This is a genomic window from Pseudomonas sp. IT-P100, assembly GCF_949767185.1.
In the GTDB taxonomy this organism is placed as follows: Bacteria; Pseudomonadota; Gammaproteobacteria; order Pseudomonadales; family Pseudomonadaceae; genus Aquipseudomonas; species Aquipseudomonas fluorescens_B.
The window spans coordinates 111,736-132,529 of record NZ_CATKQK010000007.1 but is presented as its reverse complement, the minus strand read 5'-3'; the positions used below and the strand labels follow the sequence as shown (position 1 = coordinate 132,529).

The following is a 20,794-nucleotide window of genomic DNA, read 5'->3' as shown; positions in this document are numbered from 1 at the left end:
CAGATCGGCCCCCAGCACCTACGGCCCGGCTTGCCCGGAACGGCCGCTTGGGATTACTTCAGTTTCGCCAGCATGGCCACGGCGACTGCCTTGGCCGACTGTGGGTTCTGGCCGGAAATGACTTCGCGGTCTTCGATCACGTTCTCGCTCCATGGCTTGGCTTCGGAGAAGTTAGCGCCGGCTGCTGTCAGGCCATCCTGCGGGAACAGTTTCATATGGCCGCCGCCGAGGAAACCTTTGGCCTGTTCCTCTTCCGCGTCGGTGAAGGCGGTGACTTTGTAGCCCTTGTAAATCCAATTGGCTGGCGCTGCCGGCTGTTTGCCCGACTCCAGCGCGGAGACAAAACCGTGCGCGTCCGGGATCGCCGACAACATGGCGATGGTGCCATGGCAGGTGAAGCCGGTGATCTTGCCTTTTTCATGGAAGTTGGTCAGCAGTTGGCCCAGTTGCTTGTCTTTCAGCAGGTCCTGCATCGGGATATGGCCGCCAGGCACGAATACGGCATCGAACTTGTCGTAGCCGATTTTCTGAACCTGCGCGAAGCTGATTGCCGGCGAGTCGCTCTTGGAGGTCAGCTTCAGCGTGGCCAGCAGCGCGAGACTTTCCTGGCGGGCCTTTTCATCGCCGCCCCAGAAGCTCACATCATTGGATTTCTGGTCCGCGGTGGGCGCCTTGCCGCTAGGGGTGGCAAATACGACGGTTTGACCCGCCTCGATGAAGGTCTGCACCGGCTGCATCAATTCGTTCAGGAAAAAACCTGTTTGCATGACTTTGCCGTCTTTCAGGTCCAGTTGAGCCTGATCCGACAGTACAACCAATACCGTGCCGGCGTTGGCATAGTTAGCGGCAGTGGCTAACAGGGCGGCAATGATGGTTTTTTTCACGCGATTCTCCAGTAGGGATGGTTTGATGGGGCCATCTTATTACTAGAGCTGAAAGGGATAGAGCCCCTGAATTGAATTTCACTTGTTACATTGAGTAATTAATTGTCGGCGTTTTTCTTGAGCGAAAGACCCTGCGCAACATCGAGTCGATGTGGCTGGTCGGGTGTTTGATGCTTTGCCACAGGTGCCGTGCGGCTTGAGCCGCAGGCACCGTACATTCATGGGAGGCCGTGGCTATTCGATCGGGTCGAGTTGATCCAGCGCCCGGTTGACCGCCAGCTCGCCGAGCATGATGACTTGTGCAATGCCCAACAGGGTGTTGCGACTCGGCCCGTCCATGTGGTCCGCCAGGTCCATGGTCATGACGTTGGCCGAGGCCAGCGACTCACACGCATGGGCCAGCAGGGTTTCGGTATCGAGTTCAGGGTTGACGGTGAACATCTTTGTGATGGTGCGCGGGGTGCCTTTGAGGTCGGCAGCCGACGGGAAATGAAAGTCGAGGGCTCGTTCGGCGGCGTCGTTGAGTTTTTTTGAATCGGGTTCGTACGGGGAAACCGGATCGGTGTCCGGCGGGTTGGGCGTTACTTTGAACATAGGTACAACTCCTTGTGCAGCAACAAACCAGGAGCCATCACCTTCGCTACCAAACGAAGGTGGTGGCCATACGCAGGTTGGTAGACCGGGCACAAGGAAACCGGCGCGCCCGAAGGCGCCCTGTGCATGACCACCATAAAGTCGAGACAAAAAACGCCCCGAATGGTGATGCAATACACCTTGTATAACCCGGGCTACCAAACCCGATCGCTGTTCTTTTCAGCGACCGGAAAACGATAAATCCCAGGTCCAAGGCGCACAAGCCGGCGGATTCTGGCGTACCCGTAGGCAACGGCGCAAGGTCATGTAGCTTTCAGGAAGTAAATCTGATCGCACTTAAACAAGCCGGTTAAACAGCCAGACTCGAACGAAAACAGACCGGTTACTTCGCAAACTTCTTCGCGCCTGCCACACAGAGAATCACCGCCACCGTGACCGCCAGCATGCCAATGCTGACGTGCTCGTGCAGCAACGTCGCGGCCAGCGCCAAGCCAAAAAATGGCTGCAGCAGTTGCAGTTGCCCCACGGCCGCAATCCCGCCCTGCGCCAGCCCGCGATACCAGAACACAAAACCGATCAACATGCTGAACAGCGACACATAACCCAGGCTGAACCACGCCGGCGCACTGATCCCCGAGAACGAAACGGGCTTGAGCCACAAGGTCAACAACGCCATCACCGGCAGTGACAACACCAGCGCCCAGGAAATCACCTGCCAGCCACCGAGTGTCCGGGACAGCTTCGCCCCTTCGGCATAACCGAGGCCGCAGGCCAGGATCGCCGCCAGCATCAGAAGGTCGCCTTCCGGCGAGGCGGTCAGGCCTTGGGACACGGCAAATCCCACCACCAGCACACTGCCCAGCACCGAGAAAAACCAGAACACCGGGCGAGGCCGCTCGCCACCGCGCACCACGCCAAACACGGCGGTCGCGAGCGGCAGCAACCCCACGAAGACGATCGAGTGCGCCGAGGTCACGTATTGCAGGGCCAGCGCCGTCAGCAGTGGAAACCCGACCACCACGCCCATGGCCACGATGACCAGCGGCAGCAACTGGCTGCGCGCCGGACGTTTTTCCTTGAACAGCCACAGCAGGCACAGCGCAAGCACGCCGGCGATGGTGGCCCGGGCAACGGTCAGGAACACCGGATCGAACTCCAGCACCGCGACCCGCGTGGCGGGCAGCGAGCCGCTGAAGATCACCACGCCGATCAGCCCGTTGAGCCAGCCACTGGTGAAGTTTTCCCGAGGCTGGGTGTTCAGATTCGATACGCGTTCCATTGAGGTCACACTCGACAGAGGGTTAAGACGGCGGGTTGCCTTGAGCGCATCGTATGGCCGACTATTAAGACAATCAAAAAATTGTCATGGATACATCCCTACTATGGCTCGCTTGCGCTACAAGTCGTTGGTCGACACCTTTGCCGCGGACATCCGTTCAGGACATTTGCCGCCCGGTACGCGCCTGCCCACCCATCGGCATCTCGCCGCTGAGCATGGATTGGCGCTCGTCACGGCCAGCCGCGTGTACGCAGAGCTTGAGGCGATGGGCCTGGTCAGCGGCGAAACGGGACGAGGCACGTTCGTCAGGGAGATGTCGCTCCCGCACGGTCAGGGCGTCAGCCAGCACGTGGTGGCCGTGGGCATGGCCGACCTCAACTTCAACTACCCGTCATTGCCCGGTCAGGCGGATCTGTTGCGCACGGCCCTGCGCCAGCTCGCATTATCCGGCGACCTCGAATCCCATCTGCGCTATCAGCCCCATGCCGGGCGCCTGCATGAGCGGGCATCGATTGCGAACCATCTGGGCTCACGTGGATTGAGTGTCCAGGCGGAACAGGTGTTGATCGTCAGCGGTGCTCAACACGGATTGGCGGTGACGATGATGGCGTTGCTCAAACCCGGTGATGTGATCGCGGCGGATGCGTTGACCTACACCGGTTTCAAGGTGCTGGCCGAATCGCTGCACCTGGAAATCGTGCCCATTCCGGCCACGGAAACCGGGCCTGATCTGGAGGCGTTGCAAGCGCTTTGCCGGCGCCGCTCGGTGCGGGCTGTCTACACCATGCCGACGCTGCACAATCCGCTGGGCTGGGTGATGGATATGCAATGGCGCACGCAGTTCGTGTCGATTGCGCGTCAGCATGACCTGTTGATCATCGAAGACGCCGCCTACGCCTTTCTGGTCGAAGACGCCCCGGCACCGTTAGCCGACTTGGCGCCGGAACGGACCGTCTACGTTTCCGGGTTCTCCAAGAATGTCGCCACGGGGCTGCGCGTCGGCTTCATCGCTGCGCCGGTCGAGAAGGTGCCTGCTCTGGAGCGTGCAATCCGGGCCACGACCTGGAACACCCCCGGCGTGATGACCGCGATTGCCTGCGCCTGGATTGACGATGGGACCGTGAGCCAACTGGAAGCGCAAAAGCGCGCGGACGCCCAGGCCCGTCAAGCCATGGCCGCCGAGCTGCTCAAAGGGCTGCGCTGCATGACTCATCCATTTTCGTACTTTCTGTGGCTACCGTTGGCGGAGGACGCCAGAGCGGACCAGATCGCGGTGGAATTGATGCACGAGCAAGTCGCCGTCTCCACCGCCGAGCCGTTTGCGACCTCGGTCCATGTGCCGCATGCGATCCGGCTGGCGCTGGGGTCGGTGGACATGGATTCGCTGCGACAGGCGTTGATCAAAGTGAAGCGGGTAGTCGGCGCGTATGCGTGACGCGGGTGGGCAGTTTTCTTCAATACGGGCGCCGGGCTGCTCTTTACCTTGAGGCCTGGTTCAACTGAATTGAAGAAGGTACGCAATGAGTCTGATTATTTCGATGGCGGCGTTTGCGCTGGTGGCGTCGATCACGCCGGGGCCGGTGAACATTGTGGCGTTGAGTTCCGGCGCGCAGTTCGGTTTTCGCGCCAGCCAGCGGCACGTGGCGGGGGCGACGCTGGGTTTTGTGTTGCTGCTGGTGCTGATGGGGCTGGGGTTGCATGAGGTGTTGCAGCTGTGGCCGGCGCTGACGCGGGTGGTGCAGCTGGCCGGGGTGGCGTTTCTGTTGTTCATGGCGTGGAAGCTGGCGGCGGATAACGGTCAACTCGATGCCAAGGATTCGGCGCGGGCGCCGTCGATGCTGTACGGCGCGGTGATGCAGTGGCTCAACCCGAAAGCGTGGCTGGCCTGCGTTGCGGGCATGGGGGCGTTTGTCGCCGACGGCGAGGCACGATTGGTCTGGCAGTTTGCGGCGGTGTATCTGGTGATCTGCTACCTGTCGGTCGGCTGCTGGGCGTACGCCGGGACTTTTTTGCGCGGTTACTTGAATAACCCGGCGGGGATGCGGTTGTTCAATCGGAGCATGGCGGCGTTGCTGGCGATGAGTGCGATCTACTTGTTATTGCCTTAGTAGCCCGCTGACGAACTTTTGTGGTGATGGGTTTTTTGTGGTGAGGGGATTTATCCCCGTTCGGCGGCGAAGCCGTCGCAAAACCTGAATGCGAGGTCTTCCAGAAAGGATGCCGGGGCCGCTTCGCAGCCCAACGGGGATAAATCCCCTCGCCACAGATGTTCCCTCTTACCACAGGGGGGGCTCGTCACAGATCAGTGGGCGTGCCGATCTCAACCGCGATACTGCCCCGGCGTCGCCGCCAGGTGCTGTTTGAACGCCCGCTGAAAATGCGCCTGATCGGCGAACCCCGCTTCCAGCGCGACGTCGGCGATCAGATGGCCGCTGCGCAGTCGGTCCTGGGCGAACTGAATGCGCCGGTTGACCAGAAAAGCGTGGGGCGTCATGCCGTAATGCTGTTTGAAGGCGCGGATCAGGTACGACGGCGACAGTTGCGCGGCTTCGCAAATGTCTTCGAGCTTGAGCAGTTGCGTGCAGTGGTCGCGGATGTAATCCGCCGCCCGCTCCAGTTTGAAATTGGGTTCGCGCAGCGGTTGATCGCCGGGGTTGAGCTGTTGCTGCACGTTGGTAAAAAACTCGACCGCGGCGCTGTGTTTGCTCAGCACCTCTTGCTCCGTGTCGACCAACACCTCATACAACGCCTTCAGGCCGGTAAACAGGCTGGCGTCACCCGTATGGGTGGTGGAAAACCGCCGAAACGCCAGGTCGCTGCTGAACCCCAGCTGATGCTGCAAGTCGGTCAGCCAAGGCGTATCGACATACAACATCAGATACGACCACGGCTGGTCGTCGATCGGGTTGCAGGCGTGGACATCGCCGGGATTCATCAGCACCACCGTGCCGGCGCTGACCTCACACTCCGATTGTTCATGGACATAGGTGCTGCGCCCGGCGGTAATCGCACCGATGGAAAAGTGCTCGTGAGCATGCCGGGTGTAGCAGACCTCACGGCCGTCGGCGATGGAGCGGGCTTCGATGAAGGGCAGGGCGTCGTCGCGCCAGAAGCGCGGGGCCTTGTCAGCGTCTTTGGCAGCGGTGGGCTTCATCGTCAGTGTCCTTGGCAGGTCAGCGTCTGAGTGTATTAGCTCTTGCCGTCAAAGGCTCGTTGCAGCGCCGTGATGTCGAGTTTTTTCATCTGCACCCTCGCGGCCCGGTCAGAAATCCCAGCGGGTGGTCAGTTGCAGGCTGCGCGGTTCGCCATAGAACCCGGTGCCGAAGTTGCCGAGCCCGGTGTAGTAAGTCTTGTCGAACAGGTTCTTCACATTCAGCGTCGTGCTCAAGTGATCGTTGAAGCGGTAGCGCGCCATGACGTCCACCAGGGCGTAGCTGTGCTGGGTGAGCGTCGATGACTGGCCGAAGTTGACCGTGTCGTCGGGGTTGGGCTGGAACACATTGCCGAAGAATTCGCTCTGCCAGTTCACACCGCCACCGACGGTGAGTTTTTCCAGTGCGCCCGACAGGCGATACGTGCTGAATACCCGAACGACCTGCTGCGGCGCGGTGGTTTGCAGGATCGAACCGTAGACGTAATCGCCCTTGGCATCGCGGGTGTGGTTGTAGCTGTAGCCGGCTGACAGGTTCCAGCCATCCATCACTTCGCCCGCCAGTTCGACCTCAAAGCCTTTGGTGGTCGCCCCTTGCACTGCACGGTACACCGACTCGCTATCGACGCCACTGACGTACTCGGCCAGGTTGTCCTGCTCGATACGGAACACGGCAAAACTGGCGTTCAAGCGGCCGCCAGCGTATTCGGCCTTGATCCCCGCTTCGTAGCTGTCGCCTTGCACCGGGTCGAGTATTTTGCGCTGGGCATCCTTGCTCATCTGCGGCTGATAGATGCTGGTATAGCTGGTGTACACCGAGTACGTGTCATCGAGGTCGTAGACCATTCCGGCGTACGGTGTGACCACGCCGGTCTGGTGGTAACGGTCGTACAGGCCCGGGGAGTTCGGGTCGCTGTAGTCCAGGTCATCGTTGGCCTTGAACTGACTTACGCGGGTGCCGAAGATGACCGCCAGATCGTCGCTGGGCTTGAGTCGCGTGGCGAGGTAGGCGCCGGTCTGGCGCTGGACAATGTCGTTGTCGCCCACCTTGGCAATGTCCGGTTTCGGGAACTCGCCGCGCCAGTCGTAGATGCTGCCGTCGACGGGCGGGTAGATCGAGCCGTGTACCGGGATGTCCTGGCGGGTGTTCATCGACATGAAGCCGGCCATCAGCGCGTGCTCGCGACCGAACAGGCGGAACGGGCCGGTGAAGTTGACGTCGAGGTTGTCCTGCACCTGATCGCCCTTGAACTGGCCCATGTACATGAACATGCCGTTGCCGCTGACCGGGTCCGGATGGCCGCCGCTGGCCGAGGCGAGGAAGGTGTCGTGCTGGCGGTGCTTGCGGTCGTAGCTGACTTTGAGCGTCCAGTCGTTGGCCAGTTGCTGCTCCACCGAGGCGAAGATTGTCTGGTTGGTGAAGTCGCGCCGGCTCCAGTCGGTGGCCGGGTTGAACGAACGGGAAAAACGCGTGCGCGAACCGTCGCTGTTGTACATCGGGAAACCAGTCCAGCTGGCGCCACGGGAGCGGGTGTTCTGCTGGTCGATACCGAAGGTCACGAGGGTGCTCGGCGTCAGGTCTGCCTCGAGGATGCCGTAGGTGATATCGCGGGTGTTGCGGTAGTTGTCCAGGTAGGCGCTGCGATCTTGATACACACCGACGAATCGCCCGCGCACGTTGCCGCTCTCGGTCAGCGGGCCAGCAATGTCACCGGTACTGCGAATGTTGTCCCAGGAACCGACGGCGCCGGTGATCGAGGCCTTGAACGCTTGGGTGGGACGCTTGCGGATCAGGTTGACGGTGGCCGAGGGATCGCCCGAGCCGGTCATCAGGCCGGTGGCACCCTTGATGATTTCGACGCGGTCGAAGGTCGCCATGTCGGTGCTGGTGGTGCCGTAATCGTAGACGCCGTCGTAGTCGGTGTTGACGCCGTCGTACTGGAAGTTGGTGATCGGCAGGCCACGGCTGGAAAACTCCCAGCGTTCGCTGTCGTAGTTCTGCACGCTGATGCCGGGCACGCGACGCAAGGCATCGGCGATGCTGGTGGAGCCCTGATCGTCCAGTTGCTGACGGGTAATGACCGTCACCGACTGCGGCGTTTCCCGCAAGGACAGTGGCAGGCCGGTGGCCGAAGAGGCCAATCCGGTGGTGTAGGAATGGGTGTCTTCGGTAATGGCGCCCAGTGCCTGGCTGGAAATGTTGGTGGCGTCCAGTTCCAGCGAACCCTCTGGGGCAGCTTTGAGCACATAACCGCGGTCGCCCTGAGGCTGAGCCTGCAAGCCGCTGCCCTGTAGCAACTGCTGCAAACCCTGCTGCTCGGTGAACTCGCCATCAAGGCCCGGACTGCGCTTGTCACTGGCCAGATCGTTATGACCGGCGAGGAAAATCCCCGCTTGTTCAGCGAAGCTGTTCAGTACGCTCACCAGCGAACCGGCAGCGATTGTGTAGTAACGCTTGTGGCTGCCTGACTGTTCACTGGCGGCGGATGTTTCGGCCTGAGTGTGCGTCGAAACAAGGCTGAGCAACGCGACCGGAAGGGCCAGGGCCAACGGTCGCAAGGCAAAGCGAGTGCGAATGAAGGCGTCGCGCAAAGGGGTGTTCCCTGGAATCAAATCGAACGGCAATTGAAAGGCTTCACAGGGTTAACCGAACGAGAAACGCAAAAGGGAACTGCGGCGCCAAAAGTTTCTGGCTCACACCTTCGGACCGACGCTGACCCACCACGCCAGGGTTTTCTCCACGCGTATCGGTAAGGCTGCTTCCAGCAGGTGCAGGGCCTGATCGGTGTCCTTGAGCGGGAACGAACCCATGACCGGCAACCCGGCGATGGCAGGGTCGCAGGCCAGATGCCCATGACGGTAGCGGCTCAACTCTTCTATCAACTGGCCCAGCGGCAGGTTATCCGCCAGCAACACACCGCGACGCCAGGCTTCGCGCCCGGCCGCAGCCTCGGAGGAGGGCGGGAGGTGGCTTTGCGTGAACGCCAATTGGCGTCCGGCCTCAACCACGTGCACCTGGCCCTGAGTGGTTCGGACTTCGACCGCGCCTTCGTAGACGTTGAGCAACGTCTGTTGCTCTTCCTGACGCACACTGAAACGCGTGCCAAGTGCACGCATCCGGCCCTGGGCGGTTTGCACCAGAAACGGTCGGCGGCTGTCCTTGGCGGTGTCGATCAACACTTCCCCGGCACTCAACAGCAGCAGGCGTTGCGTGGTGTCGAAACGCACATTCAAGGCGCTCAAGGCGTTGAGCCAGATCCGGGTGCCGTCGCTGAGCAGGCTTTCGCGGGTTTCGCCGGTGCCGGTTGAAAGGTCGGCCGTCCAGCGTCCCAAGGCATCCGGCAGCGAAGTGTCGCGCCAGGCGTTCCAGCCCAACAGCCCGCCCGAGGCGAGGATGAGCAGGCTCTTGACCGTTTGCCGACGCGTGATCGGCGAGCGCGCGGTGTTGCGCAGCACCAGGCCGGCAGCCTGCGGCTGATCGTCCTGCAACGCGGCGAAGCGCTGGCCGACACGCTCGACATATCGCCAGGCCGCCTGATGGTCGCCACTTTGCGCCAGCCAGGCTTGCCAGCGCTGACGCTCGTGTTCGCCGACCTGCTGGTCGTTGAGTTGCACATACCATTGCGCCGCCTGTTCGAGGCTGGCATGGCTGATGGAGTTGGAGGCGGCAGAGGGCATGCGCTTACTCGATCAACAGGCCGTCAAGCTCGGCTTCGAGCATCGCGCAATGCATCAGCGCTTGCGCCAGGTACTTTTTCACCATGCGCTCGCACACGCCGATTTCTTCGGCGATGGCGCGGTAGGGCAGGCCGTGCAACTGGGCGAGGATGAACGCGTCGCGCACCCGCGTGGGCAGGCGCATCAGCATGGCGTCCACTTCGTACAGGGTTTCGACGATGATCGCCCGTTGCTCCGGCGACGGTTGAACGGCTTGCGGGCGCGAGGCCAGCGTCTCCAGCCACGCCTGTTCGAGTTGCCGACGGCGCCAGTGATCGATGCACAAGCCCCGGGCGATGGTGGCCAGGTAGGAACGTTCGCGGGTTTCGCAGTCGAACACTTGCGGGCGCTTGAGCACCCGGATGAAGGTGTCATGGGCCAGGTCGGCGGCATCGAACGCGTTGCTCAAGCGACGGCGCAGCAACTCATGCAACCAGCGGTGATGAGTGACGTAGAGGTTCTGAATGCTGGAAGAGTCGGCGACCATCATCGTGAGCACGTGTCCATGGGCGACGGGCGCCTTCGGTGCGAATAAGAATTGGTCGCGATTAAAGCAAAAGGACGGGTTGCGCGCAAATGATATTAGTTCGCTTTTGTGGTGGGGCAGTCTGCATGCAGTCACTATGACATCAATTGGAGTCACATTGACTATTTTCTGATCAGGTCAATTTGACTTCAAATGCCTTATATCATTGATTTTTAAACATAAAAAACCTGGCACGAAACCTGAAACAACAAACGTACAACTGGTTTGATTCAGGAGTACGGAAAAATGTTCGCTTACTTCAGCAATCCTCGGAACGTCCTGTATCTGTCGAGCAAAGTCCTGGGCGCGGGCCTGGCGCTGCTGCTGGCGGGGATCTACGGCGCCTATCTTTACGCCGGGCATTTGCCGATTGCGCTACTGGTTTCGATGCATGCCATGACCATCATCGGCCCGACCCTGATCAAGATCGGCTACGTCATGCGCCTGTTGGCCCAGCATCGGTTGGGCACTCGTCAGGTCAGGGTGGTGGCTTGATGCGCCAGCTCGCCGCTGCACCGGTTTTCAACCTTGGCTTTCCTTGATTGCGCTGCAAATGCCATTGCTGGCATGAGGGCTGGGTCGCGACCTGGTGGCCGCCTAAGCCGAGGGTTCAAGCCCTCCCTGTTCGGCGATCCAGCGTGTTGCCAGATCGATAAAGGCGCGCAGCTTCGGCTGAGTCTGGGTGCGGCTGGGAAAGTACAGGTATAGCGCCGAACTGAGCGGCACGAACGGCTCCAGCACCCGTTCCAGTCGACCGTCCGCCAACTCGTCGGCGATCTCCAGATCGCAGGCGTACGCCAGGCCCGAACCGCTGCGAGCCGCCGCCACCAGCAGCCGTCGGTCATTGACGATCACGCCACCCTCGACGCCCACCGTAAAGTCGCGCCCCTCGCGGCGAAACTCCCAGCGGTGCGCACTGCCCGAGGTCGAGAAGCGAAAGCCGATGCATTGATGGCGGGTCAGGTCTTCAGGACTCGCCGGTGTACCCGCCTTGGCGAAATAGTCCGGAGCGCCTACCACCGACCATTGCAGATCGGGGGTGAGGCGCACCGCGATCATGTCTTTTTCGATGGACTCACCCAGCCGAATCCCGGCATCGAAGCCGCCGGTCATGAGGTCCACCGTGGCGTCGTCGAGGGAAATGTCGAGGGTCACTTGCGGATACGCCTCGCGAAACAGCGGAATCAACGGTTCCATCAACAACGCCCCGGACAACCGTGGAGCCGTGATACGCAACGTGCCCATCGGCTGATCACGAAACCCGCTGAGCACTGCCAGCGCTTCGTCGATCTCGCTGGCCGCAGGGCGCAAGCGGGCAAACAGACTGGCGCCAGCCTCGGTCAACGCCACCCGGCGCGTGGTGCGTTGGAACAGCAACACGCCGGTGCGGCGCTCGAGCAATTTGATCGCATGGCTGACAGCCGTGGGTGTTACCGCCAGGCGGGTGGCGGCCAGGGTGAAGCTCTTGTGCTCGGCCACCGCCAGAAACTCGGTCAAGCCATCGAACGGATCGTGGTTCATTGTGGGTGCCATTATGAAAGAGCGTTTCATAGTGCTTGTAACACGAGGGCATTTTTCCGGGCAATCTTCCTGCGTACCTTGTGCCTACCCCCACTGCACACAAGGAAACACGCTCATGACCACTTCCAACTCCTTCAAACGTATCTGGCTCATCACTGGCGCTTCCCGTGGCATCGGCGCAAAAATCGCTGCCGCCGCGCTGGCCAACGGTGACGCCGTGGTTGCCACCGCACGTGACGCCAGAAGCATCACGCAGCGCTTTGGCGAACAACCCGGTTTGCTCGCCGCCAGCCTGGATGTGACCGACGAAGCACAAGGCGTTGCGGTCGCCCAGGCGGCCATTGACCACTTCGGGCGCATCGACGTGCTGGTCAACAACGCCGGTTTCGGTTTGCTCGGCGCGGTGGAAGAAGCCAGCGCCGATGAAGTACGGCGTGTGTACGAAACCAACGTTTTCGGTCTGCTGAACGTGACCCGCGCCGTCCTGCCACACATGCGCGCCGCTCGCAGCGGGCACGTGATCAACCTGTCGTCGGTGGGTGGCTACAGATCGGGGCCGGGCTTTGGCGTCTACTGCTCGACCAAGTTTGCCGTCGAAGGCTTGAGCGAGGCCTTGCACGCTGAGCTGGCACCGCTGGGCGTCAAGGTGACCGTTGTCGAGCCCGGGTACTTCCGCACCGAATTCCTCGAAGGCAATTCGCTGGTCGAGTCGCCGTCCTCGATTGCCGACTACGACAGCACCGCAGGCGAAGTGCGCAAGATCGCCAAGGCCGTGACCCTGAACCAGCCAGGTGACCCGGACAAACTCGCCCAGGTCATGATCACCCTGGTGGAAGCGCAACATGCGCCGCTGCGTTTGCCGCTGGGCAGTGACTGCGTCGCAGCGATTGAAGCGAAAAACAGCTTTGTTGCCGATGAGTTGCAGGTTTGGCGTGAGGTGTCGGTGTCTACCGACTTCTAAGCGTCAAACGCAAAAGAAAGTTGGCTTGATGCTGTTCGCTCAAGGAAGAGCACGCACACCTGTGGCGAGGGGATTTATCCCCGTTGGGTCGCGAAGCGGCCCCGGAGTCCTGACAGTCAGACTGAATTGTCCGGATTTGCGACTGCTTCGCAGCCGAACGGGGATAAATCCCCTCGCCACAGGTGTGACCGGTGGTCGATGAACCGGTCTCGCCCGGCATTTTGCGCTTAGATGAAAGGATCACGCCGACCGATCACAATAATGGCGTCACCGTGAGTCTGAGGAAATCACCATGCTGACCTTGAACATCAATGGCAAGGATCAGGAGCTGGACGTCCCCGCGGACATGCCGTTGCTCTGGGTCCTGCGTGACGTCGCGCACCTGACCGGCACCAAATTCGGTTGCGGCATGGCCCAGTGCGGCGCCTGTACCGTGCACGTCGACGGCGCGCCACTGCGTTCCTGCATCACGCCCGCCACGGCCGTGGCCCACGGGCAAAAAATACTCACCATCGAAGGCCTTTCCACTGATGGTTCGCACCCGGTGCAACAAGCCTGGGCCGAACTCGACGTGGTCCAGTGCGGTTATTGCCAGTCCGGGCAGATCATGTCGGCGGCGGCGTTGCTGGCGAAGATCCCCAAACCCACCGACAGCGATATCGACCAGGCGCTCTCCGGCAACATCTGCCGTTGCGGCACTTACCCAAGGATTCGTGCCGCGGTCAAACGCGCCGCCGAGATCGGTTGAGGGACTAGCCATGAACAGCATCAATCCGTTATCGCGTCGTGGCTTCCTCAAGGGCAGCGCGTTGTTGGGCGGTGGACTGGTGGTCGCGTTCGTCATCCCTGGCGCGCACCGTTTTGCCATGGGCGCCGAGAATCAGGGCAACGTCTTCGCGCCCAATGCATTTTTACGCATCGGTAACGACAACAGCGTCACCGTGCTGCTCGGCCACTCGGAAATGGGCCAGGGCATCTGGACCGGCCTGACCATGCTGATCGCCGAAGAACTCGACGCCGACTGGTCGAAAATCCGCGTCGAGCACTCTCCCGCATCGGCCGCCGATTATGGCCTGGCCGGGTTTGGCGGGATGCAGATCACCGGCGGTTCAACTTCGACCTGGATGGAGTTCGACCGCTATCGTCAGGCCGGCGCGGCGGCGCGGTTGATGCTGGTCGAGGCCGCGGCCAAGCGCTTCAATGTCGCGCCGTCGAGCATTCGTACCGAGTCGGGCGTGGTCATTGCGGGCGACCAGCGCGCCACGTACGGCGAACTGGCCGATGACGCGGGCCAGTTGCCGGTGCCGGCCCCCGCGTCGATAACCTTCAAGGAGGCCAAGGACTGGAAGGTCATCGGCAAACCCACCAAGCGTCTCGACACACCCGAGAAAATCACCGGCCGTGCCAAATTCGGCATGGACGTGCAGTTCGATGGTCTGATGACCGCCATGGTCGCGCGTCCGCCGGTATTGGGTGGCCACGTCAAATCTTTTGAGGGCGCCGAAGCGCTGGCGATACCGGGCGTGCATAAAGTGGTGCAAGTGCCGAGTGGCGTCGCGGTGATTGCCGACCATTATTGGGCGGCGAAGCTGGGGCGTGATGCACTCAAGGTCAATTGGGACTTGGGGCCGAACGCCGGGCTCGACAGTCAGAACCTGCTGGAGAGCTTCCGCAAACTGGCGGCCACGCCGGGCGCTCCGGCGAGCAAGGCGGGGGATGCCGAGGGTGCATTATCCAAAGCGGCAAAAGCCATCGACGTCGAGTACAGCGTGCCGTACCTGGCTCATGCGCCGATGGAGCCGCTCAACTGCACGGTCAAAATCACCCAGGACAAGTGCGAGATCTGGACCGGCACGCAGTTTCAGACGCTGGATCAGATGATCGCCGGCAAAATCACCGGGCTCAAACCGGAACAGGTCGAGATTCATACCGAGTTTCTGGGCGGCGGTTTCGGCCGTCGGGCCAACCCGACGTCAGACTTTGTCGCGGAGGCCGTGGAGGTCGCGAAGGCAGCCGGCGGACCGGTTAAAACCGTGTGGTCCCGCGAAGACGACATTCGCGGCGGCTACTACCGCTCGGCATTCCTGCACCAGGCGCGCATCGGGCTGGATGCCGCCGGCATGCCGATGGCGTGGAAGCACGTGATGGTCGGGCAGTCGATCATGGCCGGGACCATGCTGGAGGCGACCATGGTCAAGGACGGCATCGACAAGACGTCGGTCGAAGGCGTTGCCGACAGTCCTTACCTTGCCGGGCTCGCCAATCATCAGGTAGACCTGCATTCGCCGAAAACCGGCATCACCGTGTTGTGGCTGCGTTCGGTCGGGCACACCCACACCGGGTTCGTGATGGAGTCGCTGATCGACGAGCTGGCCGAGGCGGCTGGCAAGGATCCGGTGGAGTACCGACGAACCTTGCTCAAGGCGCATCCGCGGCATCTGGGGGTGTTGAATCTGGCGGTCGAGAAAGCCAACTGGACAGCGCCGCTGCCGGACGGTCATGCATTGGGTGTTGCGGTGCATGAGTCTTTCGGCAGCTACGTCGCACAGGTCGCCGAGGTGTCCCAGGACAATCTGGCGATCCGCGTGCACCGGGTGGTGTGTGCGGTGGACTGCGGGATTGCGGTCAACCCGCTGAGCATCGCGGCGCAAATGGAATCGGCCATCACCTTCGGCCTGGGATTTACCTTGCACAGCAAGCTGACCTTCAAGAACGGCGAGGTGCAACAGTCCAATTATCACGACTATCAGGTGTTGCGGCTCAATGAAATGCCAGTGGTTGAAGTGCACATCGTGCCCAGCACCGACAAACCCGGTGGCATCGGCGAGGCGGGTGTACCGCCGACGGCGCCGGCGGTGGCCAACGCCGTGTTCGCCCTGACCGGGCAACGGTTGCGGGAATTGCCCTTGCAACTGTCGGGGGTGTGAAATGAAACGACATCTTGTGCTTGGCGCGGTGGTGCTGGTGGGCCTTGCGATCTATGCCTCGGACCTGTTTGCTGACGACAAGGAAGCCGTGAAGGCTTTCGATACGGTGCAAAAAGTCTTCCAGAGCCCGCGTTGCCAGAACTGCCATATCCCCGGTGATTCGCCGTTGCAGTTCGACGCCGGCATTCCCCATGCGATGAACGTGGTCCGGGGCATGGACGGCAAGGGCGCGGCGGGTTTGCCCTGCGCTACCTGCCACGCCGACAGCAACCCGCCCGCCAGTTACGGCCCGAACGCACCGCCGGGTGCGCCGCACTGGAGCCTGCCGCCCGCGGCGCACAAAATGGCCTGGATCGGGCTGCCGGCCGACAAGTTGTGCGCGATGATCAAGGATCGCGGCAGCAACGGTGATCGGGATTTCGCGGCGCTGATCAAGCATGTCAGCGACGACAAACTGGTGTTGTGGGGTTGGAATCCGGGTGAGGGAAGGGCGCCGGTGCCGGTGCCGCACGACATTTTCGTGACTCAATTCAAGCGCTGGGCCGAGGCTGGCGGGCCTTGTCCGGTGGTCGATGGTTGACCGGCGGTCTGGTACCCGGGAGTCAAAGCGGGTTGGGACGACTCTAAAGTACATATCCGCCACTGGAGCAAGTCATGCTGATCCCAGGCAAACCGGTCAAACATGGCGCTAGCGCTGATCCTTCGCTTTCGCCGCAACAGGCACGCGAAGTACTGCGTCACAGGGCACGTCAGGCCGAGCAGGAAGTGATAGGCGTGACCATGGCGAGCATGGATGAGCTGACGCTGCTCTCTAATCGCCATGGCTTCACTTCACTGGCCCAATTGGGGCTGGAAACCTGTCAGCGCCTTGAGATTCCGGCCACCTTGCTGTTTTTCGACCTCGATGACTTCAAACGCATCAACTATCTGTACGGTCGTGCCGAGGGTGACGATGCGCTGAAAACCTTCGCTGACGTACTGCGTATCGCCTTTCGCGAAAGCGACGTGATCGGTCGGCTGGGCGATGATGAGTTTGTTGCGTTGCTGACGGGTTCCAGCGCTGTGGAGCTGACCGCGATCAAGGCGCGGCTCGAAGAAATCCTCGACGAACGCAATGCCACGATGCGTCGCGGCTATGACATTCGTTTCAGCATTGGGCAGGTTGAATATGACGCCTGTCTTCACCCCTCGATTGATGAAATGCTGGTTGAGGCTGAGAGGGCGTTGCATCGGTAGGCCGGCAATTCAGCGGTGTAGGAGCTGGCCTCATCGCTAGCAGGCTAGCGATGAGGCCCTCAAAATCACCCTTGTTTCACTTGGCAAACAATTGCCCGATATCCTTGAACGCCTTGAACTCCAGCGCATTGCCACAGGGATCAAACAGAAACATTGTCGCCTGCTCGCCCACCAGCCCCTGAAACCGAATCCCCGGTTCAATCACAAATCGGGTTTCACGCGCTTTCAACCGTTCGGCAAGACCCTCCCATTCGTCCATCCCCAACACCACGCCAAAATGCGGCACCGGCACATCGTGCCCGTCCACAGCGTTGGTGTGCGCCGCTTCCTGAGAGGCGTTTTTCGGCGCCAGGTGAATCACCAGCTGGTGGCCGAAGAAGTTGAAGTCGACCCAATGGTCGCTGGAGCGGCCTTCCTCCAGGCCGAAGACGTCACGGTAAAAAGTCCGGGCGGCCGTAAGGTCATAGACGGGGATGGCCAGGTGAAAAGGGGAGAGTTGCATCGCGGTGCCTCGTAGATTGGCGGTAGTTGAAGGGGAGTTTAGCGCTGTGCTTTTCGATTGAAAGACGATAGTTTTTGCGTCGAGCTCAAATAATTTCGATCAATCGAGACTGCCATGCTGCGTGAACTGAAGACCTTTATCGCCGTGACGCGTTATGGAACGTTTGCTGCGGCCGGCATGCACATCGGCCTGACGCAGTCGGCCGTCAGCGCACAGATGCGCAACCTTGAGCAGGCGCTGGGCATTCGGTTGTTTGACCGCACCGGGCGGCAGGCGATTCTCAATGCGGCGGGGCAACGGGCATTGCCGATGGCCAGGGAAATGCTGGAAACCTTCAGCCGGATGGCGGTCAGCGACGATGTCAGCGAGTATCGCGGCGAGTTGAAGATCGGCGCCGTGGCCACGGCCCAGACCGGGTTGCTGCCCCAGGCGTTGTTGCGCCTGCGCCAGCAAGCACCGTTGCTTGAGCCGAAACTGGTACCCGGCGTGTCGCTGAACCTGTTGAGCCAGGTCGACACCGGCGAAGTGGATCTGGCCATTCTGATCAAACCGCCGTTTGACTTACCCAAGGAGCTGTCGGCCCAGGTTATCCGCCGGGAACCGTTTGTGCTGATCGTGCCGCCGGCGCTTGAGGGTGACGACCCGTTGCAGATCCTCGCGAGCCATCCCCATGTGCGTTACGACCGCAATTCATTCGGTGGCCGCCTGGTGACGCGGTTTCTGCGTGAGCAGCAGATGGACGTGCAAGTGGCCCTGGAACTGGATGAACTGGAAGCCATCGTCAAAATGGTTGAATGCGGATTGGGCGTGTCCCTGCTTCCCGAAGCCGGGTTGTGGCTGGAGTATGGCGCGAAGGTCAGGATTATCCGGTTGGGCGAGCTGACCTTCTACCGCGAGATCGTCCTGTTGCAGCGTTACAGCCAGCGCATGCAACCGATCCAGCAGCTGTTCGCGAAGTGTCTGGACCCCTTCAAGTCTGAACATACAAGCGGGCTTGCATGAACCCTGAAATCGCAGGCACAAAAAAACCCGCCTCGGGAGGCGGGTTTTTTAATGGCCGAACCGAAGATTACTCTTCGATGGTGCCCATGGCCGTGGTGTTGAAACCACCATCCACGTACATGATTTCGCCGCTGATGCCGGACGCCAGGTCCGAGCAGAGGAAGGCGCCGGCGTTGCCGACTTCGTCGATGGTGACGTTGCGACGCAGCGGGGTTTGCGCTTCGTTGGCGGCCAGCATCTTGCGGAAGTTCTTGATGCCGGAAGCGGCGAGGGTGCGGATCGGGCCGGCCGATACGCAGTTGACGCGGGTGCCGTCCGGGCCCAGGGAGCCGGCCAGGTAACGCACGCCAGCTTCCAGCGAAGCCTTGGCCATGCCCATCACGTTGTAGTTCGGCATGGTGCGCTCGGCGCCCAGGTACGACAGGGTCAGCAGGCTGCCATTGCGGCCTTTCATCATTTCGCGACCCGCTTTGGCCAGGGCCACGAAGCTGTAGGCGCTGATGTCGTGAGCGATGCGGAAACCTTCACGGGTGGTGGCTTCGGTGAAGTCGCCGTCCAGTTGATCGCCCGGGGCGAAGCCGACGGAGTGCACGATGCAGTCCAGGCCGTCCCACTTCTTGCTCAGTGCTTCGAAGACCTTGGCGATTTCTTCATCGCTGGCCACGTCGCACGGGAAGCACAGGTCAGGGTTGGAACCCCAGCCTTGTGCGAACTCTTCGACACGACCCTTGAGTTTGTCGTTCTGATAAGTGAAGGCAAGCTCAGCGCCCTCGCGATGCATGGCGGCAGCGATGCCGGATGCGATGGACAGCTTGCTGGCGACACCGACGATCAGTACGCGCTTACCGGCGAGAAAACCCATGTGTTGCTCCTCTCTTTCAGGTTATTGCGCAGTGGCTGGTGCCAGGAAAGCGGCTTCCAGCAACTGCTGTGTATACGGATGTTGGGGGGCGGCAAAGATACTTTGCGCGTCTCCCTGTTCGACCACTTGGCCATGCTTGACCACCATCAGCTGGTGGCTCAGCGCTTTGACGACAGCCAGGTCATGGCTGATAAACAGATACGTCAGGTTGTACTTGGTTTGCAGTGAACGCAAAAGCTCCACCACTTGGCGCTGCACTGTCCGGTCGAGGGCCGATGTAGGCTCGTCCAGCAATATCAGCGCCGGTTTTAGCACTAATGCCCGGGCAATGGCGATTCTCTGCCGCTGCCCGCCGGAAAATTCGTGGGGGTAGCGGTGCCGGGTTTCCGGATCCAGACCTACCTCCTTGAGTGCCGCAATGATCGCTTGTTCCTGTTCCGCCTCGGTGCCCATCTTGTGAATTCGCAGGCCTTCGCCAACGATCTGGCTCACGCACATCCGCGGGCTCAGGCTGCCGAACGGGTCCTGGAACACCACCTGCATCTCCCGCCGCAGCGGTCGAACCTGTTGCTGCGTCAGGCAGTCTAGCTGCTTGCCTTCAAACCGGATCGCACCTTTGCTGCCGATCAGCCGCAAAATCGCCAACCCGAGTGTCGACTTGCCCGAACCACTTTCTCCCACAATCCCCAGGGTCTGGCCCTGAGGCAGGCTGAAATTGATCCCGTCCACCGCTTTGATGTGGTCGACGGTTTTTTTCAGCAAGCCTTTCTTGATCGGGAACCAGACTTTCAGGTCCTCGACCTGCAGCAAGGGCGGCCCGATGACATTGGTCGCCGGCGTCCCGCTGGGCTCCGCTGCCAGCAGTTCCCGAGTGTACGGATGCTGCGGCGCGCGGAACAACTCTTCGCACGATGCCTGTTCGACGATGCAACCGCGCTGCATGACACATACGCGATGCGCAATTCTTCGTACAAGGTTCAAATCGTGACTGATCAGTAGCAACGCCATGCCCAGGCGGGCCTGCAATTCCTTGAGCAATTCGAGGATTTTCAGCTGAACGGTCACGTCCAGCGCGGTGGTCGGTTCATCCGCGATCAGCAGTTCCGGCTCGTTGGCCAGGGCCATGGCGATCATTACCCGCTGACGCTGGCCACCGGACAATTCGTGGGGCAGGGCTTTCAGGCGCTTCTCGGGTTCCGGAATGCCGACCATCTCCAGCAACTCCAGCGTGCGTTTGGTCGCGACTTTGCCGATCAGACCCTTGTGGATGCCCAGGACTTCGTTGATCTGCTTTTCGATCGAGTGCAATGGATTGAGCGAGGTCATCGGCTCCTGAAAGATCATCGCAATCCGGTTGCCACGGATATGGCGGATGGTTTTCTCTTTCAGGCTCAGCAGGTCTTGCCCCGAATACTCGATGGTGCCGGACGGATGCCGGGCGAGCGGGTAGGGCAGCAAGCGCAGGATCGAGTGCGCGGTCACCGATTTGCCGGAACCGCTTTCACCCACCAGCGCCAGGGTTTCGCCGCGCTTGATGTCGAAACTGACGCCTTCGACCACACGCTGACAGCGATCGCCGACGACGAATTCGACGGACAGGTCGCGCACTTCGATCAGATTGTCCTGATTCAT

General features: G+C 61.1%; 20 protein-coding genes. 9 read left to right on the top strand and 11 right to left on the bottom strand.

Annotated features, from left to right (window positions below; translation table 11 throughout):
* Positions 1 to 53: 53 nt before the first annotated feature.
* From ACM6IQ_RS06155 to ACM6IQ_RS06145, 3 genes are all read right to left on the bottom strand, one after another.
* Positions 54 to 884 carry a type 1 glutamine amidotransferase domain-containing protein gene (locus ACM6IQ_RS06155; protein WP_017338241.1) on the bottom strand — a complete coding sequence of 277 codons (831 nt, stop codon included), beginning with the start codon at positions 882 to 884 and terminating at the stop codon, positions 54 to 56.
* Positions 885 to 1,118: 234 nt separating this feature from the next.
* Positions 1,119 to 1,478: a DUF6124 family protein gene (locus tag ACM6IQ_RS06150; protein WP_017338242.1), complete on the bottom strand. Its 360-nt coding sequence runs from the start codon at positions 1,476 to 1,478 to the stop codon at positions 1,119 to 1,121.
* 382 nt (positions 1,479 to 1,860) lie between these two features.
* On the bottom strand, positions 1,861 to 2,757 hold the full coding sequence (locus tag ACM6IQ_RS06145) for a DMT family transporter (RefSeq protein WP_017338243.1): 897 nt from the start codon (positions 2,755 to 2,757) through the stop codon (positions 1,861 to 1,863).
* A 103-nt stretch (positions 2,758 to 2,860) separates the two neighbouring features.
* Between ACM6IQ_RS06145 and ACM6IQ_RS06140 the strand changes: the two genes are divergently transcribed.
* Together ACM6IQ_RS06140 and ACM6IQ_RS06135 are read left to right on the top strand one after the other, a co-directional pair.
* On the top strand, positions 2,861 to 4,192 hold the full coding sequence (locus tag ACM6IQ_RS06140; protein ID WP_414878277.1) for a PLP-dependent aminotransferase family protein: 1,332 nt from the start codon (positions 2,861 to 2,863) through the stop codon (positions 4,190 to 4,192).
* 85 nt (positions 4,193 to 4,277) lie between these two features.
* On the top strand, positions 4,278 to 4,865 hold the full coding sequence (locus ACM6IQ_RS06135) for a LysE family translocator (RefSeq protein WP_414878276.1): 588 nt from the start codon (positions 4,278 to 4,280) through the stop codon (positions 4,863 to 4,865).
* 212 nt (positions 4,866 to 5,077) lie between these two features.
* Here ACM6IQ_RS06135 and ACM6IQ_RS06130 read toward each other — a convergent pair whose 3' ends face one another.
* The 4 genes from ACM6IQ_RS06130 to ACM6IQ_RS06115 all read right to left on the bottom strand — a co-directional run bounded on the left by ACM6IQ_RS06130 (position 5,078) and on the right by ACM6IQ_RS06115 (position 10,115).
* Entirely contained in the window at positions 5,078 to 5,911 is an 834-nt protein-coding gene (locus ACM6IQ_RS06130) for an AraC family transcriptional regulator (protein WP_414878275.1), read from the bottom strand.
* Positions 5,912 to 6,019: 108 nt separating this feature from the next.
* Positions 6,020 to 8,500 (bottom strand): TonB-dependent siderophore receptor, encoded by a 2,481-nt coding sequence (locus ACM6IQ_RS06125; protein WP_414878274.1) that lies wholly within the window; start codon positions 8,498 to 8,500, stop codon positions 6,020 to 6,022.
* A gap of 102 nt (positions 8,501 to 8,602) precedes the next feature.
* Complete coding sequence (locus tag ACM6IQ_RS06120; protein WP_414878273.1) at positions 8,603 to 9,586, bottom strand: FecR domain-containing protein; 984 nt, start codon at positions 9,584 to 9,586, stop codon at positions 8,603 to 8,605.
* 4 nt (positions 9,587 to 9,590) lie between these two features.
* Positions 9,591 to 10,115 carry a sigma-70 family RNA polymerase sigma factor gene (locus ACM6IQ_RS06115; protein ID WP_017338249.1) on the bottom strand — a complete coding sequence of 175 codons (525 nt, stop codon included), beginning with the start codon at positions 10,113 to 10,115 and terminating at the stop codon, positions 9,591 to 9,593.
* 282 nt (positions 10,116 to 10,397) lie between these two features.
* Between ACM6IQ_RS06115 and ACM6IQ_RS06110 the strand changes: the two genes are divergently transcribed.
* On the top strand, positions 10,398 to 10,646 hold the full coding sequence (locus ACM6IQ_RS06110; RefSeq protein WP_414878272.1) for a transmembrane sensor/regulator PpyR: 249 nt from the start codon (positions 10,398 to 10,400) through the stop codon (positions 10,644 to 10,646).
* Between the two features lie 102 nt (positions 10,647 to 10,748).
* Here the strand turns inward: ACM6IQ_RS06110 and ACM6IQ_RS06105 are convergent, their stop codons facing one another.
* Positions 10,749 to 11,672, bottom strand: a complete 924-nt coding sequence (locus ACM6IQ_RS06105; RefSeq protein WP_414878271.1) for a LysR family transcriptional regulator — start codon at positions 11,670 to 11,672, stop codon at positions 10,749 to 10,751.
* A 115-nt stretch (positions 11,673 to 11,787) separates the two neighbouring features.
* Between ACM6IQ_RS06105 and ACM6IQ_RS06100 the strand changes: the two genes are divergently transcribed.
* The 5 genes from ACM6IQ_RS06100 to ACM6IQ_RS06080 all read left to right on the top strand — a co-directional run bounded on the left by ACM6IQ_RS06100 (position 11,788) and on the right by ACM6IQ_RS06080 (position 16,796).
* A complete protein-coding gene (locus tag ACM6IQ_RS06100) occupies positions 11,788 to 12,633 on the top strand; it encodes an oxidoreductase (protein WP_414878270.1) in 846 nt (281 codons plus the stop codon).
* 292 nt (positions 12,634 to 12,925) lie between these two features.
* Positions 12,926 to 13,381, top strand: a complete 456-nt coding sequence (locus ACM6IQ_RS06095; protein ID WP_010459764.1) for a (2Fe-2S)-binding protein — start codon at positions 12,926 to 12,928, stop codon at positions 13,379 to 13,381.
* Positions 13,382 to 13,391: 10 nt separating this feature from the next.
* Positions 13,392 to 15,560 carry a molybdopterin cofactor-binding domain-containing protein gene (locus ACM6IQ_RS06090; RefSeq protein ID WP_414878269.1) on the top strand — a complete coding sequence of 723 codons (2,169 nt, stop codon included), beginning with the start codon at positions 13,392 to 13,394 and terminating at the stop codon, positions 15,558 to 15,560.
* 1 nt (position 15,561) lies between these two features.
* Positions 15,562 to 16,140 carry a hypothetical protein gene (locus ACM6IQ_RS06085; protein ID WP_414878268.1) on the top strand — a complete coding sequence of 193 codons (579 nt, stop codon included), beginning with the start codon at positions 15,562 to 15,564 and terminating at the stop codon, positions 16,138 to 16,140.
* Positions 16,141 to 16,214: 74 nt separating this feature from the next.
* Positions 16,215 to 16,796, top strand: coding sequence for a GGDEF domain-containing protein (locus ACM6IQ_RS06080; protein WP_414878267.1), 582 nt, complete (start codon positions 16,215 to 16,217; stop codon positions 16,794 to 16,796).
* Positions 16,797 to 16,872: 76 nt separating this feature from the next.
* Here the strand turns inward: ACM6IQ_RS06080 and ACM6IQ_RS06075 are convergent, their stop codons facing one another.
* Positions 16,873 to 17,298, bottom strand: coding sequence for a VOC family protein (locus ACM6IQ_RS06075; protein ID WP_414878266.1), 426 nt, complete (start codon positions 17,296 to 17,298; stop codon positions 16,873 to 16,875).
* A gap of 114 nt (positions 17,299 to 17,412) precedes the next feature.
* Between ACM6IQ_RS06075 and ACM6IQ_RS06070 the strand changes: the two genes are divergently transcribed.
* Positions 17,413 to 18,300, top strand: a complete 888-nt coding sequence (locus ACM6IQ_RS06070) for a LysR substrate-binding domain-containing protein (protein ID WP_414878265.1) — start codon at positions 17,413 to 17,415, stop codon at positions 18,298 to 18,300.
* A gap of 67 nt (positions 18,301 to 18,367) precedes the next feature.
* On the opposite strand, the gene fabI is transcribed toward ACM6IQ_RS06070, so the two are convergent.
* Positions 18,368 to 19,162 carry an enoyl-ACP reductase FabI gene (gene fabI, locus ACM6IQ_RS06065; protein WP_414878264.1) on the bottom strand — a complete coding sequence of 265 codons (795 nt, stop codon included), beginning with the start codon at positions 19,160 to 19,162 and terminating at the stop codon, positions 18,368 to 18,370.
* A 21-nt stretch (positions 19,163 to 19,183) separates the two neighbouring features.
* Positions 19,184 to 20,794 carry an ABC transporter ATP-binding protein gene (locus ACM6IQ_RS06060; RefSeq protein WP_017338259.1) on the bottom strand — a complete coding sequence of 537 codons (1,611 nt, stop codon included), beginning with the start codon at positions 20,792 to 20,794 and terminating at the stop codon, positions 19,184 to 19,186.

Bases quoted from the DNA above. Each gene is read 5' to 3' on its own strand.
- ACM6IQ_RS06150 (WP_017338242.1), bottom strand. From the start codon at position 1,478: ATGTTCAAAGTAACGCCCAACCCGCCGGACACCGATCCGGTTTCCCCG.
- ACM6IQ_RS06145 (WP_017338243.1), bottom strand. From the start codon at position 2,757: ATGGAACGCGTATCGAATCTGAACACCCAGCCTCGGGAAAACTTCACC.
- ACM6IQ_RS06140 (WP_414878277.1), top strand. From the start codon at position 2,861: ATGGCTCGCTTGCGCTACAAGTCGTTGGTCGACACCTTTGCCGCGGAC.
- ACM6IQ_RS06135 (WP_414878276.1), top strand. From the start codon at position 4,278: ATGAGTCTGATTATTTCGATGGCGGCGTTTGCGCTGGTGGCGTCGATC.
- ACM6IQ_RS06130 (WP_414878275.1), bottom strand. From the start codon at position 5,911: ATGAAGCCCACCGCTGCCAAAGACGCTGACAAGGCCCCGCGCTTCTGG.
- ACM6IQ_RS06120 (WP_414878273.1), bottom strand. From the start codon at position 9,586: ATGCCCTCTGCCGCCTCCAACTCCATCAGCCATGCCAGCCTCGAACAG.
- ACM6IQ_RS06115 (WP_017338249.1), bottom strand. From the start codon at position 10,115: ATGATGGTCGCCGACTCTTCCAGCATTCAGAACCTCTACGTCACTCAT.
- ACM6IQ_RS06110 (WP_414878272.1), top strand. From the start codon at position 10,398: ATGTTCGCTTACTTCAGCAATCCTCGGAACGTCCTGTATCTGTCGAGC.
- ACM6IQ_RS06105 (WP_414878271.1), bottom strand. From the start codon at position 11,672: ATGAACCACGATCCGTTCGATGGCTTGACCGAGTTTCTGGCGGTGGCC.
- ACM6IQ_RS06100 (WP_414878270.1), top strand. From the start codon at position 11,788: ATGACCACTTCCAACTCCTTCAAACGTATCTGGCTCATCACTGGCGCT.
- ACM6IQ_RS06095 (WP_010459764.1), top strand. From the start codon at position 12,926: ATGCTGACCTTGAACATCAATGGCAAGGATCAGGAGCTGGACGTCCCC.
- ACM6IQ_RS06090 (WP_414878269.1), top strand. From the start codon at position 13,392: ATGAACAGCATCAATCCGTTATCGCGTCGTGGCTTCCTCAAGGGCAGC.
- ACM6IQ_RS06085 (WP_414878268.1), top strand. From the start codon at position 15,562: ATGAAACGACATCTTGTGCTTGGCGCGGTGGTGCTGGTGGGCCTTGCG.
- ACM6IQ_RS06080 (WP_414878267.1), top strand. From the start codon at position 16,215: ATGCTGATCCCAGGCAAACCGGTCAAACATGGCGCTAGCGCTGATCCT.
- ACM6IQ_RS06075 (WP_414878266.1), bottom strand. From the start codon at position 17,298: ATGCAACTCTCCCCTTTTCACCTGGCCATCCCCGTCTATGACCTTACG.
- ACM6IQ_RS06070 (WP_414878265.1), top strand. From the start codon at position 17,413: ATGCTGCGTGAACTGAAGACCTTTATCGCCGTGACGCGTTATGGAACG.
- fabI (WP_414878264.1), bottom strand. From the start codon at position 19,162: ATGGGTTTTCTCGCCGGTAAGCGCGTACTGATCGTCGGTGTCGCCAGC.
- ACM6IQ_RS06060 (WP_017338259.1), bottom strand. From the start codon at position 20,794: ATGAATCAGGACAATCTGATCGAAGTGCGCGACCTGTCCGTCGAATTC.